The sequence below is a fragment of the Vibrio crassostreae 9ZC13 genome, from assembly GCF_000272045.2.
GTDB classification, from domain to species: domain Bacteria; phylum Pseudomonadota; class Gammaproteobacteria; order Enterobacterales; family Vibrionaceae; genus Vibrio; species Vibrio crassostreae_C.
In genome coordinates this window covers 959,354-973,122 of record NZ_AJYZ02000019.1, presented here as the reverse complement: position 1 = coordinate 973,122, position 13,769 = coordinate 959,354, and the positions used below count along the sequence as shown (strand labels likewise).

Genomic DNA, 13,769 nt, shown 5'->3' with positions numbered 1-13,769 from the left:
CTTATCCTCTGAATGGTTAATTTAAAACTTAGAACAATGAGCGTATGTATTCTTTTACTCGGTCGATGTGTTCGTGCGGGTCAATCTCGCAGCGTTGGTTCATTTCTAGGAATCGCTCAGCGTATTTATCGTAGATTTTGTTTTCCAAAAACAGTAAATACAACTTGGGATCGATATGACCGCTGGTGGCCATGTCGGTCATGATGTTGAGTGATTCGCTTAAGAGTTTACCTTTCTTATAAGGGCGATCACTAGAGGTGAGCGCTTCAAAGACATCAGCAATTGCCATTGCTCTGGACGGCAGAGGTAACTGGTCTTCGTTTAAGCCTCTTGGGTATCCCTTACCGTCGATACGTTCGTGGTGTCCGCTGGCGATATCCGGAATGTTTTGAAGGTAAGGCGGGTAAGGCAACTTGTTGAGCATGGTGAAGGTTTGGATAATATGATCGTTGATCATGAAACGTTCTTCATCGTTTAGCGTACCACGGCGTACTTTCAAATTGTGCAGTTCACCTTGGTTGTATTTAACTTCTCCGGGCTTAAGTACAAACGCTTCTTGCCATACATCGGCAGGGTTAAAGCCATTGTCCCAAGGTATTTTATGCTCCGGTTTGTCGGCAAGCAGAGGCTCCATGACAGGCAAACCCTTTTCCTGACTTGTTGGCTCAGTTCTCTCTTTCTCAATCGACTCTTTTTGGGTGTTAAATCTCTCTTTTTCAGACCAAGACAAACCCAATTGATCATCCAGTGTACGTTTCCATTGGCGTTTGGCTATTTGATCTAAGCGTTCTAGCTGCTCTTCCGTCATAGATTCGCCGCCAAGATTACACTCAGCAACGAAGGCAAACTCCTCATCCAGTTCAGACAGGCTTTGTTCGAGTATTTTGAGTTGTTCTTCTTGTAGTGCACCGTTCGCCATCGCTTTCCAGTAATCGGTTTCCGCTTGCTGTTTCAACAACTCAAAACGCATTCGCACTTCGTGGATTCGGTCGTAAATGGTTTCCAGTTTTGTTGCCTTATCTACCACATATTCAGGCGTGGTCACCTTGCCGCAGTCATGAAGCCAAGCGGCGAGCATCAACTCTTCCCACTGTTTACTGTCCAATGAGAATTGCGGGTAATAGCGGTCATCATCTATGGTTGCTTGAGTTAGCCATTTGGTGAGCTCAGGCACTCGTTGGCAATGCCCGCCCGTATAAGGTGACTTGGTATCAATCGCCGATGCAATCAGCTCAATAAAGGCATTAAGCATGTCTTTTTGTTGCTGCATTTGGTCGATGTTGTCTTTCGCTATTTCCGCAAAGCTGAGCAACTCTCTTAAAAAGGCGTGCTTGTCTGCCTGCATCTTGGTAATTGGTCTCTCATAGCCAATTGCCACAATCCCTACCAACAGTTTCTCTCGGTTTAATAGTGGAAATAGGTACAGGTCTGAATTGAAGATCGAATCTTGGTAATAGTTGAGAACATTGTCTTCTCTGTTTAAATGGATCGTCTCACCAGATCTAAGCTGACACAGCAACCAAGGCGTGTGTTTGATGAAGTCATTGATGTCGGCCTTAAAAGGAAGAATGGCAAGGTTGGCTGCCGTATCAAACACGTCTTTCTCTTTGGATTGAGTGAAAAGGACAATGGTTTCTGCTTTGGTAATTAAATAGCTTTGATGAGCAATGTTCTTGGCTAAGATCGAAAACTCCTGATTCCCGGCGGTGTCTCGAAGTAGGGTAATCAGATCATGAAGCGTGTGTTCCATTAGCTCAATCGAGTGGGCGAGGTTAGCCACTTCTTGAATCATGCTTTTGGGATAATGAGTACGCCTGAAGTCGAACCGAGCGATGTTGTCGGTGAGTTGCATCAGCGTATTGAGCGGCTGAGACAGTCGATTAGCAACAAACCATACGATAGCGAAGCAGATGAACAACATCCCAATCGCGACCGCAACTTGCTTGTCTCGCATCGAGATAAGATCAGCGAGCAGCTCATTGTGTGGCGTCGCTTCTGCCAAGTATAAGGTGACATTTTGAGTCAGTTGAACCGGCGTTAGCGTTAGTGCCCAAGTGTTTAAGTTGTACTCAACGTTTTTTAGATTGAGGTTAAACTTCTCTTCATCAGAGATAAGCGGCGCAATAACGGACGCTTTCAATGCTTCCATCTGTTCACGTTTGGGCACATTAAAGAAGCTTTGGTCTTGCTCACTGCCAGAGAGATTCCCCGTCGTTTGGTTGTTCGTTTGCTCAGTTTTACTTGTGTCATCAGATTGGGAGTCAGGCTTGGGTACTGATAGCTCAAGTTGATGCTGACCGAGAAGATTAAAATGTTGATCGAACAAGGCGAGTCGGGTTTGCGGAGAATAAGCTAATTCACTGATCTGAGAAGAGAGGGAACTCAACGTAAAGTCGGCACCAACCACATGCTTGCCATCGGCAGAACGCCTAGAGAGTGTAATGCCATTGGTTTGCAGGAAATAGAATAGATAGGGCTCAGAGAGTTGTATTGAGCCATCAGGCTTTGCGTTACGAAACCAAGGACGAGTGGTGGGGTTGAACTTACTCTCTGCTTGTCGAGTATTGATCACTTGATGTGCGCCATCAAGATAGGTAATAAAGTTTTCACCGTCTAGATTGGTGCTGCTGACCATCATGGTCGCTTTAGCGGGCGCGCTGTTTTCGGCTCTCTGTTTATTGGTGCTTAATGGACGAAAGATTCTGAAGTCACCATCTTCAGAACCATAAAATAGAGCGACCAAATTGGTGTTTTGCTTGAAGATGATATCGACCGAAGCAAGCCAAGAGTCTTTTTCGACAGCGGAAGCTTGATGAGCAACAAACGGGCTCACCGCCATCACATTTAAGGTTGTGATAACAGGGGCAATGGCTTGTTTAAATACTGATTCCAGTTTGTCGCGGTGCTCATTACTGATCTCGCGCACTGTGCCTAGCAGCAGCTCTTGGGAGTGCCGATAACTAATCGAAATCAATACCGCACCGACAAGTGTTGTCAAAATTAGGAAAAGGCTAGTGATGTGGATACTCAGCGGATATCGTCTTCTTCTCATCTAACACTCCAGTTTGTAGGCTGGCTTAAGTATTGACGAACTTGGGTAGGTTGCAAAAAATTGGCGCAATTACCGAGTGTTTGCGGTTCGACTTAGATAAGAGCAAGCGCTGGCTGGCTCTGGTTAGCCACGTATTCCCGTGTCGTGTAAATGAACCAGTAATAAACCTTTATGTTTGGGTGCTAATTGTCACTTTCAGCTGATAAACTGGCCGAATTGTTGCCATTAGGCATTCATTTTCTGAAGTATTCTTTTCCTGAAAGAGATTCAGAGTTACTTTCTGAAAAACGTATTTTGACCGAGCGAAGAGGGCATTGATTCATGGAACTCAAAGTAGATACTCACACCCACACATACGCAAGTGGTCATGCTTACAGCACATTGATCGAAAACGCCAAGTCGGCAAAGCAAAATGGTTTAGCCATGTTTTGTACTACTGATCATTCAGAATCAATGCCGGGCGCGCCACACTATTGGTTCTTCAGCAATCAGCGTGTGCTCCCTCGTTTTATTGAAGATGTCGCAATTATTCGAGGTGTTGAGTCAAACATCATGAACACACAGGGTGAAATCGACATTCATCCGAGTGTGGATAAGAACTTGGATTGGGTGATCGCGAGTTTTCATGAGCCAGTATTTCGCCCATCGGATGTCGCTACCCATACAGAAGCATTGTTGAATGTGATTAAGGGCGGTCGAATTGATGCGCTTGGTCACTTAGGCAATCCTAATTTTGATTTCGATTTCGAAGCCGTTATTCAATGTGCGGTTGAGAACAACGTGGCGATTGAGATCAACAACACCACACTCAAAGGCAATAGCCGAGTTGGCAGTGTTGACCGCTGCTATGAGATTGCAAGAATAGCGAAAGCGAAGGGTGCATTTATTACAACAGGCAGCGATGCGCATTTCTGTTTAGATGTCGGTGGCTTAGACTTAGTCGCAGCATTGTTAGATGAAGTGGGCGTAGATTCGAGTAAAGTGATTACCCATTCGCCAAAGCAGTTCCTAGCCTTTTTGGCCTTGCGCGGTCGTAATGAAATCCCAGAATATTCAGATCTTGTTTAAGAGAATGTCGGCGGGTTTGCATTTCGACACAATCAATTTTTGTGCCTGAAAGATTTTTGTATACACTAGCCGAAAATAATAAAGTCGAAGTGCCACAGTAATGACGGCTCTAACTTCAAAGACACCGCTTCACCTGGAGAAACAATGAAAACTCGCTCAATCCTTTTATCTGGCTTAATCGCTGCTTCAGTATTGTCTGGCAACGCATTTGCTAATGTAGACCTTAAGAAAAACATGCAAGAAATGAAGCTTGCGTTCAAACAAGCGGCAGAAGCTCAAAGCATTGAAGAGATGCAAAAGCCTATCGTTCGTTTAGATACGCTAGTGGCAGAGCTGAAAACGGGTGTTTACCCAGTCGAGAAAGAAGACAACTTCATGGAAGGCTTCAAAAAGATCAGTGCATCACTGGATAGCATTGAGCAGAAGCTAGACCAAGGTGACTTAGCGTCGGCACAGCAAGAACTTCGTACTATTGATGGCCTTCGTGAAGAGTACCATGAGAAGCGTAACCCAAGCATCTGGAGCAAGATCTTCGGTTAATTCGTTAATCATGAACGTTTGCTAGATAGGTAACAAAGAGCAAACCTCAAGATTCGATTTCTAAAACGCCGCCTTACATTACCCTCTTTCGAGGAAGGTGTAAGGCGGCGTTTTTATTGTCTCTTTTATCGAAAGCCTGCTGCAAAGAGATGAGTATTACTTTCTTAGTTTTAGTGTTGTAACCAGTATTTAACGAAAAAGAGTGTGCGTTAGCTTCAATTTTTTAACTTGCTGTTAATCTTTACGTTTACCTATATTCCAAGTCCCTCATAATAAGGGAAATTTATAAAGACTTGGAATAATGCGCCGAACCTCGTTCAACTTCTTCATGTTACTTGCAACAGCATTAAGCTGGGCGCTAGTGACATTAATGCCTGTTATCAATGCTCATGGTAATAGTGCGGGAGTATGGGCGTCGTTATGTACGGTCAATGGCTTTGAATTGGTTCAAATCGAAGAAGGCGAACCTAATACTCATAAAGGAAAGCCGTGTCCGTTTAGCCATTTTTCCACGTTTCACCAAGATGAACTTCCCACTACACTACTGACAACTCGACTGAGTTCTATTGTCTCCGACAGCTACGCTTTTTTGGCTCTAAGCGAACGCTACACGAGGCAAGCCCCGCGCGGCCCTCCCTTTGTTATTGCTTAAACCTAACCCATTAAAATAATTAAAAAATAAAGTATTAAGTAAAGTTAAACATGCTCAGATTACTTTCTGATTTTTCAGAAGGTATGTTTGCGTGTGTCAAAGGAAATTATAATGTTGAGAAATGAATCTCAAACCCCTGCGAAAGCACAAGCAACTTCGCAGTCTAAAAGCAGTGCAACAACCGGTTCGAAAACCAATATAAAAAGCAAAGACCGCAATAAAACCCTCTATTTCCTCACATGGCGCTGGCACTTCTATGCTGGGCTATTTGTTATCCCGTTTATGTTAATGCTGAGCATTACAGGTTTGGTGATGCTGTTTGATGATGAAATCGAATTGACTTTCCACCACGAAGCCCTAGAGATTGTTGCATCGGGCGAGCCGATTAAAGTGTCACAACAGTTAGCTGCAGTACAACTTCAATACCCACAAGGTTCGGTTACCCAGTTTGTTCCGAGCAAAGCTCCTGATCTGGCTAACCGCTTTTCGGTAGCACTTGTAGACGGCACATCGGTCTTCGCCACGGTAAATCAATATACGGGCGAAGTGGTCGGAGAGATTCCGCGTAGCGACAGCCTGTACCAACTCGCGAATGACATTCACGGCACTTTGTTGATTGGTGATTGGGGTGATTATCTAATTGAAGTCGCAATAAGCTTGTCTATTCTGTTGCTCATCAGTGGTATTTACTTATGGTTACCTAGAGATAACGCGAGCCGCGCTGGTTTTCTTAAGCTTCGATTTGGTTCAGGAACGCGTATTTTAATGCGTGATCTGCATGCGAACATTGGAGGTGTGTTATCGCTCGTTCTGTTGTTGTTTATTCTGTCTGGATTGGCATGGACAGGTTTTTGGGGCGGTAAGCTTGTTCAAGCATGGAGCACTTTCCCTGCTCAAATGTGGGACGATATTCCGCTGTCTGATAAGACGCACACATCGCTTAACCATGGCTCAGAGGAAGAACTTCTATGGAATCTAGAACAAACACCGCTGCCGTTGTCTCAAGATAAGCCTGCAAAACATGTACATCACGTGGAAGAGGCATCTGAACCTCATGATCACTCTAAGATGGGCGAAGACCACTCTCAACATGTTATGGCAGCAAGCAGTTTTGGTATTGATGATGTTATCGAAAAAGCACGAGCTCTCGGTTTCACGCAATACAAGGTGAACTTCCCACGTTCAGAAACGGGGGTTTACACGGTGACAGCCAATACCATGGGCGGTGACATCATCGATCCAACGCAGGATCGTACGACACACCTCGACCAATACTCAGGTCGTATTCTGGGTGAGGTGACATGGCAAGATTATAACTTCATTGCCAAGACGTTAGCTGTGGGTATTTCATTGCATCAAGGTGACATCAGCATCATCAACAAACTTCTAAACGCTCTGTTCTGCTTGGCGTTTATTGTTGTGTCGGTGACCGGCGGAGTGATGTGGTGGATTCGCAGACCTTCAGCAGGCCAACGTAAGCTTGGCACGCCACCTAAGTTCGGTGATGCTGGCTTATGGAAAGCAGGCTTAGGCACAGTCGTTGTTATTTCAGTACTGTTTCCACTTGCGGGTGCAACGATTGTGGCTGCGATGCTATTGGATTGGCTGCTGTTTTCGCGTGTTGAAAAGTTAAAAACTGTTCTTAATTAGTTCATTGATACACAAACTGACCTTCTTTGTTTGAGAGGGTCAGTTTCATGATTAAGAGCATATGTTCAACTTTGATTTTTTTAATAAAAAATTAGTTCTAACTGATAGACGATGATAATTAATACCGTTCTCGCTGTGGTCCATCAGGAGTTGCGACAATGTTTGTGACATTATGCATTAACACATAAGAAACTATATTGAAGTCTAAATGGTTTATTTTTATTTAGTGAATTAAATTGATCAATTAATCTAAACCAAGGTCTCGTTTCATGTGTTCACTAAAATCAGACGTGTTTCGAACATTGATTTTATCCTTGTTGTTACGGAAATTTATTTCATCACCAAATAGCGTAACAAAAACTTTTGTATAAAATTTTATAATGTTATCTATCAAGTTATATAATTTTTTTGAAATTTGTTTTTCTTTTTTCATGGTATGTACCCGTATATAGTTTATGGATTTAATTTTTAAAATATGTCTATTACTTGAATATTATTTCTAATGCCACTTCCCCCCTTCGACTAAATGTAGTTATACTAAGGAGACATTTTAAATACAACGTGACCCAGAGTTGCAAATAGGTAACAATCATGGAATTGATGAACAATGAACTAATCTGCTTTGCAGCAGTTTGTAAGCACCTTTCCTTGACGGAGGCTTCCAAGGAACTGGGAAAGTCGAAGGCTCAAGTCAGTCGTCAACTAGCAGCCTTAGAGAAGCAAATTGGAGTGACACTCGTTCACAGAACAACAAGACAACTCGTTCTGACTGATCACGGAGAAAGTATCAAAGAGCTTGCCATCGAAGCTTTAGATAATTTACAAGCGTTGAATTACAGAGCGAAATCACTTAGTGATTGTATTGGTGGGAAGTTTAAAATAACAATGCCTAACTCAGTCGCCTCTTCTATTTTCGGTGAAATTCTTAAAGGCCTTAAAGAACGATACCCAGCCGTGAACTTTGAAGTATCATCAAATAATAATGTTGAAAATTTATTGGAAAGCAATATCGATATTGCAATTAGACTAAATAACGTTGTTGATGAAACATTGATTGCACATGAAGTTGGAAACTATAATGATATTGTAATCTCACAAATTGATAATACTAAAAATAACACGTTATTAATTTATAAAAGACACTCTAATAAAGAGGAGATAAAGCAGAGGTATAGTGATGTAATTGAAGTTGATAATACATCTATTCTAATGAACTTTGTTTCTAAAGGCGTAGGCGTGGGTGTGATTCCGAATTATCTTATGAAAGGAAGTCAAATAAATAAGAACATCCATATTACGCAGGTTTTTGACACAGAAAGATCCATGTATATTGCCTACCCTTACCAAAATCCACTGCCGAGAAAGTTGGTCGAAATTTCAGCATTTATTAGAATGGAACTGGATAAGATTTTGAATTAATAATCCTTTTAGTTAGTCTGACATTGTGAGCAGCAGATCTCTATCAATATTACTTTAGTTCCCTGGCTAACTTATCACCTAAGTGCTCCATGGCGTAATCAATGAATACACGCAGTCGAGCGGGCATGTACTTGGTTTGAGCAAACTGCATCGCAATCGCACCATGGTAATTACTCTTGATGGTCCAATCTTCCAACACTTGTACTACAGACCCTTCAGCCAACGCATCTTGAATCACGAAGTCATGGAAAATACCGACGCCTAGACCTTCTTTCACACCTTTCAGCCGCATCTGCGAGTGGTTAACTGCGTAACGTCCACTGACGGGTACTGTGTGAAATTCATCATCTTTAAGAAAATCCCAAATGTGATCTTTGTCTGTCTCTGCAAGATACAAACAGTCGTGTTCAGACAGCTCGGTAGGGTGGTGAGGAATCCCCTTGGCATCTAAATAGTCAGGGCTTGCACACAACACGAGGTTTGTTTTTCCTAACTCTTTCAATACTAAGCTTTCGTCGGGCTTATCAGTCAGGCGGAAAGCAATGTCGATGCCTTGACGTAAAATATCGATGTCGCCGTCAGCCGCTCTCAATTTAAGTTGGATTTCTGGATACTGATTTAAGAATGGAACAACGAAAGGCTGCAATACCGAATTCAAGAAGGCTTCAGGCGCCGCTACCGTTATCGAGCCTGCAGGTTCGGTATGGTCGGAGGTAGACAGTTCAACGGCTTGTTGCGCTGCGTTGATCATCACCACACTCTGATCATAAACCAATTGACCCGCTTGCGTAATGATAAGGGTACGAGTGGTACGCTCAAACAGTTTCACCGATAGCGCTTTTTCCAAGCGGGTGATGAGCTTACTCAAGGCTGATGGTGTCACGCCTAACTGTTTTGCTGCAGCCGTAAAACTACCTTCGTTAACCACCAAAATGAACGAGGCGAGATCCGGAAGCAGGGCGATGAGTTTTGGGTTAATCATAAGTATCCAGTTAAGCTAGTTTCAACGATGAACTTAATGGTCATTGTGAGCGATTTACTTTGATTTGTGAATCAATTTCATTAATTGATTGACGTGATTGCTCTGATAGGTTGTTGTGTTTGAAGCTCATCTGTATAGCGGCGTTGCTGCTGCGCATTCTGAGATGAAAAATTGAGATTTGATATGAAAGCGAAATTAGACGGAAATTATAGCTAATTTGGCGTTTAAAAAAGCAGGTGAAGGGCGTTAATGTGCCCTATGTCACTGGGATGAACTATTATTAGTGCCTGTGATTCATTAATGTTTTTCCAACTAAAGGGATAATCGGAACGGGGATGTTCAACTAGAATATAGGCATAAGTTTTACAGTGTAAATGATCGTGTTGAGATCGTTTACATCCCTACATAAAGCGGCGCGCGATGCTGCTAAATTATAACTAGGAAGGAATGAGACAATGTCTTCTGCATTTTACCAACAGATTCAAACTCAAATCGAAGAAGTTAAAGAAGAAGGTCTTTACAAGTCTGAGCGCATTATTACTTCTGCACAAAAAGCAGCGGTTTCTATCTCGACTGGTGAAGAAGTACTAAACTTCTGTGCAAACAACTACTTAGGTCTTGCTAACCACCCAGCTCTTATCGAAGCAGCTAAAGATGGTATGGATCAGCACGGTTTTGGTATGGCTTCAGTACGTTTCATCTGTGGTACTCAAGATTCTCACAAAGAACTAGAGCAAAAGCTTTCTACGTTCCTAGGTAAAGAAGACACTATCCTTTACACATCTTGTTTTGATGCAAACGCTGGTTTGTTTGAAACAATTCTAGGTAAAGAAGACGCAATCATCTCTGACGCACTAAACCACGCATCTATCATCGATGGCGTTCGTCTGTGTAAAGCAATGCGTTTCCGTTACTCGAACAACAACATGGAAGAGCTAGAGCAGCAACTTATCGCTGCTAAAGAAGCTGGCGCTCGTCACACACTAATCGTAACTGACGGTGTGTTCTCAATGGACGGCGTAGTGGCTAACCTTCCTGCTATCTGTGACCTTGCAGACAAGTACGATGCACTAGTAATGGTTGATGACTCTCACGCAGTGGGCTTCATGGGCGAAAACGGAGCGGGTACTCACGAGTTCCACAACGTTGTAGACCGTATCGATATCATCACTGGTACTCTTGGTAAAGCAATGGGTGGCGCTTCAGGCGGTTACACTTCTGGTAAGAAAGAAGTGATCGACTGGCTACGTCAGCGTTCTCGTCCATACCTATTCTCTAACTCTGTTGCTCCTGCAATCGTATCTGCGTCTATCCGCGTTCTAGATCTTCTTGCGGAATCTGGCGACCTACGTACTCAACTATGGGAAAACTCTGCTCACTTCCGTACTCGCATGGAAGAAGCTGGCTTCACTATGGGCGGTGCTGACCATGCAATCATCCCAATCATGCTTGGTGATGCAAAAGTAGCGGCTGAGTTCGCAGAGCGCGCACTAGAGAAAGGCATCTACGTTGTAGGTTTCTCTTTCCCTGTAGTACCAAAAGGTCAAGCTCGTATCCGTACGCAAATGTCTGCTGCACACTCTCGTGAGCAACTAGACCGCGCAATCGATGCGTTCATTCAAGTTGGTAAAGACATGGGTATCATCTAATTTTAAAGGGATGCCACGAGCATCCTTTAATTAGATAGAGCAACACCCAGTAGAATATATAGATTTTTGATTCTCGCCTTACAGTTAGGCGAGATGAACTAGGTAACATTATGAAAATTAAAGCACTTTCTAAGCTAAAGCCTGAAGAAGGCATTTGGATGACCGAGGTTGAAAAACCTGAAATGGGTCATAATGATCTTCTTATTCGTATTAAGAAAACCGCAATTTGTGGTACTGACGTACATATCTACAACTGGGATGAGTGGTCACAAAACACAATCCCAGTCCCTATGGTAGTAGGTCACGAATACGTGGGTGAAGTTGTTGGCATTGGCCAAGAAGTTCGTGGTTTTGAAATCGGCGACCGTGTATCTGGCGAAGGTCACATCACATGTGGTCACTGTCGTAACTGTCGTGGCGGCCGTACTCACCTTTGTCGTAACACAACAGGTGTTGGTGTTAACCGCACTGGTGCGTTCTCTGAGTTCCTTGTGATTCCTGCGTTCAACGCATTTAAGATCCCTGCAGAAATCTCTGACGATCTAGCTTCAATCTTTGACCCGTTTGGTAACGCAGTACACACAGCACTTTCTTTCGACCTAGTTGGCGAAGACGTGCTAATTACTGGTGCTGGCCCAATCGGTATCATGGCTGCAGCTGTTGCTAAGCACGTTGGTGCTCGTCACGTTGTAATCACTGATGTAAACGAGTACCGCCTAGATCTTGCTAAGAAAATGGGTGTGACTCGCGCAGTAAACGTGATGGAAGAGAAGCTTGAAGACGTAATGTCTGATCTTGGCATGACAGAAGGCTTCGATGTAGGCCTAGAAATGTCTGGTAACCCATCTGCGTTCAACAGCATGCTGACTAACATGAACCACGGCGGTAAGATCTCTCTACTAGGTATTCCACCATCAGACATGGCAGTAGACTGGAACCAAGTCATCTTTAAAGGCTTGGTTATCAAAGGTATCTACGGTCGTGAGATGTTCGAAACTTGGTACAAGATGGCTTCACTAATCCAATCAGGCCTAGATCTAACACCAATCATTACTCACCACTACAAAGTGGACGACTTCCAGAAAGGCTTCGACATGATGCGCTCTGGTATGTCAGGTAAAGTAATTCTTGATTGGGAATAAGCTTTAGCTGAGTAACAAGATATTAGAAAGGCGACAGTTTTTACTGTCGCCTTTTTTACATCTCGGAACTCAAGAAAATGGGCGATATGATCAAGGTTCAGTTGCCCATTTTTTACAGCAATGAGTTGTTAACCCAATGCAGCAGCCTGCATGATTAGGCCACAGATGTAAGCGCCGTATGTACCGAGTGCGTAACCAAGTACAGCCATTAGAATACCTACTGGAGCTAATGCTGGGTGGAACGCTGCCGCTACGATAGGAGCCGATGCAGCACCGCCGACGTTAGCTTGGCTACCTACTGCCATGAAGAACAGTGGTGCACGGATTAGCTTTGCCATCACAATCATGATAATCGCGTGGATGGTTAACCAAGTGATACCGATGAAGAAGTAGCCTGGGTTATCCAAGATAGCTGTGATATCCATCTGCATACCAATAGTGGCAACTAGGATGTAGATGAATGCAGAGCCCACTTTAGATGCGCCACTGTGCTCAAGGCTGCGTGTTGATTTGAAGCATGAAGCAATGAGTGCAAACGTAGTCACCATTACGATTAACCAGAAGAATCCAGAAGTCAGGCTGTATTGCGCCAGTTCAGGAGCGTTAGTTGAGATCCATGGTGCGATAATGTCGCTAAAGAAGTGTGCTAAGCCCGTAAGGCCAAACGCAATCGCAGTGATCTTCATTAGATCCGTTGTCGTCGTCGGACGCGCGTTTTCTTCTTGGTACTTAGATACGGTTTCTTTTAGGTCTTCGATAGATGAAGTATCGGCTTTTAACCATGCATCAATCTTCTTCTGACGACCTGCCATGATAAGCAATATTGCCATCCAAATATTGGCACAGATTACGTCCACAGTAATCATCGCAGAGAACAACTGATCGTCAACTTCAAATACTTCTTTCATTGCAGCTTGGTTTGCACCGCCGCCGATCCAAGAACCAGCCACCGTTGTTAGACCACGCCATACATCACCCGATACAAGGCCAGGATTTATTTGGTCGATGATCAAGATAGCCAATGGGCCGCCAATGATAATACCGACAGTACCGGTTAGGAACATGATGACGGCTTTTGAACCTAGTCCAAAGATCTTGCGCAGATCTGCAGAGATGATCAGTAGAACGAGTGCACTCGGAAGTAAGTAACGGCTTGCAACAAAGTACAGTTTAGAATTCGAAGCATCGATTATGCCGAAGCTGTTTAATAAAGAGGGAACAAAGTAACAAAGCAATAGACCCGGAACGAACGAGTAGAATTTTTTCAGTGCGCTATTTTGGCTACTTTCCGTGATAAAAACACCGCCAAGAATAACAGCTAACATGCCCATTATTACAGCATCATTAGTAATCATTATTATATCTCCTTTAAGGTGAGCGCAGAGGTCTCACTTTTTGAATTGCAGGACTATACCGATAACCGCTATTCGTTACAAATTGTAACGATAGACATGTTTTGAAATGTTTATGTTAATTTTAACGGGTTGAATTTGTGAATGCGGCGCAATACTTATTTGTGTGGTGAATGGTTGGGTTAAGGCTTGTGCAGCGTATTTAGATATGTGCAATGTAACTCAAGCCTTAGAGGGTGGTCGCTATGAATTGGGGCGATGAT

11 protein-coding genes are annotated in these 13,769 nt (G+C 43.4%); 7 read left to right on the top strand and 4 right to left on the bottom strand.

Annotation, left to right across the window (positions count from 1 at the left end; genetic code table 11):
• Positions 1-28: 28 nt before the first annotated feature.
• Positions 29-3,052, bottom strand: coding sequence for an HD domain-containing phosphohydrolase (locus A136_RS05490; protein WP_029235257.1), 3,024 nt, complete (start codon positions 3,050-3,052; stop codon positions 29-31).
• Positions 3,053-3,373: 321 nt separating this feature from the next.
• On the opposite strand from A136_RS05490, the gene A136_RS05485 reads away from it, so the two are divergent.
• From A136_RS05485 to A136_RS05470, 4 genes are all read left to right on the top strand, one after another.
• Entirely contained in the window at positions 3,374-4,120 is a 747-nt protein-coding gene (locus A136_RS05485) for a phosphatase (RefSeq protein ID WP_017059533.1), read from the top strand.
• 144 nt (positions 4,121-4,264) lie between these two features.
• Positions 4,265-4,660, top strand: a complete 396-nt coding sequence (locus A136_RS05480; RefSeq protein WP_017059534.1) for a cytochrome b562 — start codon at positions 4,265-4,267, stop codon at positions 4,658-4,660.
• 301 nt (positions 4,661-4,961) lie between these two features.
• Positions 4,962-5,312, top strand: a complete 351-nt coding sequence (locus A136_RS05475) for a hypothetical protein (RefSeq protein WP_017064798.1) — start codon at positions 4,962-4,964, stop codon at positions 5,310-5,312.
• Positions 5,313-5,423: 111 nt separating this feature from the next.
• Positions 5,424-6,962: a PepSY-associated TM helix domain-containing protein gene (locus tag A136_RS05470; RefSeq protein WP_017064797.1), complete on the top strand. Its 1,539-nt coding sequence runs from the start codon at positions 5,424-5,426 to the stop codon at positions 6,960-6,962.
• Positions 6,963-7,206: 244 nt separating this feature from the next.
• Here the strand turns inward: A136_RS05470 and A136_RS05465 are convergent, their stop codons facing one another.
• A complete protein-coding gene (locus tag A136_RS05465; protein ID WP_017064796.1) occupies positions 7,207-7,395 on the bottom strand; it encodes a hypothetical protein in 189 nt (62 codons plus the stop codon).
• A gap of 158 nt (positions 7,396-7,553) precedes the next feature.
• On the opposite strand from A136_RS05465, the gene A136_RS05460 reads away from it, so the two are divergent.
• Positions 7,554-8,381 (top strand): LysR family transcriptional regulator, encoded by an 828-nt coding sequence (locus A136_RS05460; RefSeq protein WP_017064795.1) that lies wholly within the window; start codon positions 7,554-7,556, stop codon positions 8,379-8,381.
• A 49-nt stretch (positions 8,382-8,430) separates the two neighbouring features.
• Here the strand turns inward: A136_RS05460 and A136_RS05455 are convergent, their stop codons facing one another.
• Positions 8,431-9,363: a LysR family transcriptional regulator gene (locus A136_RS05455; RefSeq protein WP_017064794.1), complete on the bottom strand. Its 933-nt coding sequence runs from the start codon at positions 9,361-9,363 to the stop codon at positions 8,431-8,433.
• A gap of 455 nt (positions 9,364-9,818) precedes the next feature.
• Between A136_RS05455 and A136_RS05450 the strand changes: the two genes are divergently transcribed.
• A complete protein-coding gene (locus A136_RS05450; RefSeq protein ID WP_017064793.1) occupies positions 9,819-11,012 on the top strand; it encodes a glycine C-acetyltransferase in 1,194 nt (397 codons plus the stop codon).
• 110 nt (positions 11,013-11,122) lie between these two features.
• Positions 11,123-12,154, top strand: a complete 1,032-nt coding sequence (gene tdh, locus A136_RS05445; RefSeq protein WP_017059546.1) for an L-threonine 3-dehydrogenase — start codon at positions 11,123-11,125, stop codon at positions 12,152-12,154.
• 128 nt (positions 12,155-12,282) lie between these two features.
• On the opposite strand, the gene A136_RS05440 is transcribed toward tdh, so the two are convergent.
• Positions 12,283-13,509, bottom strand: coding sequence for a DUF819 domain-containing protein (locus tag A136_RS05440; protein WP_017064792.1), 1,227 nt, complete (start codon positions 13,507-13,509; stop codon positions 12,283-12,285).
• Positions 13,510-13,769: the final 260 nt, after the last annotated feature.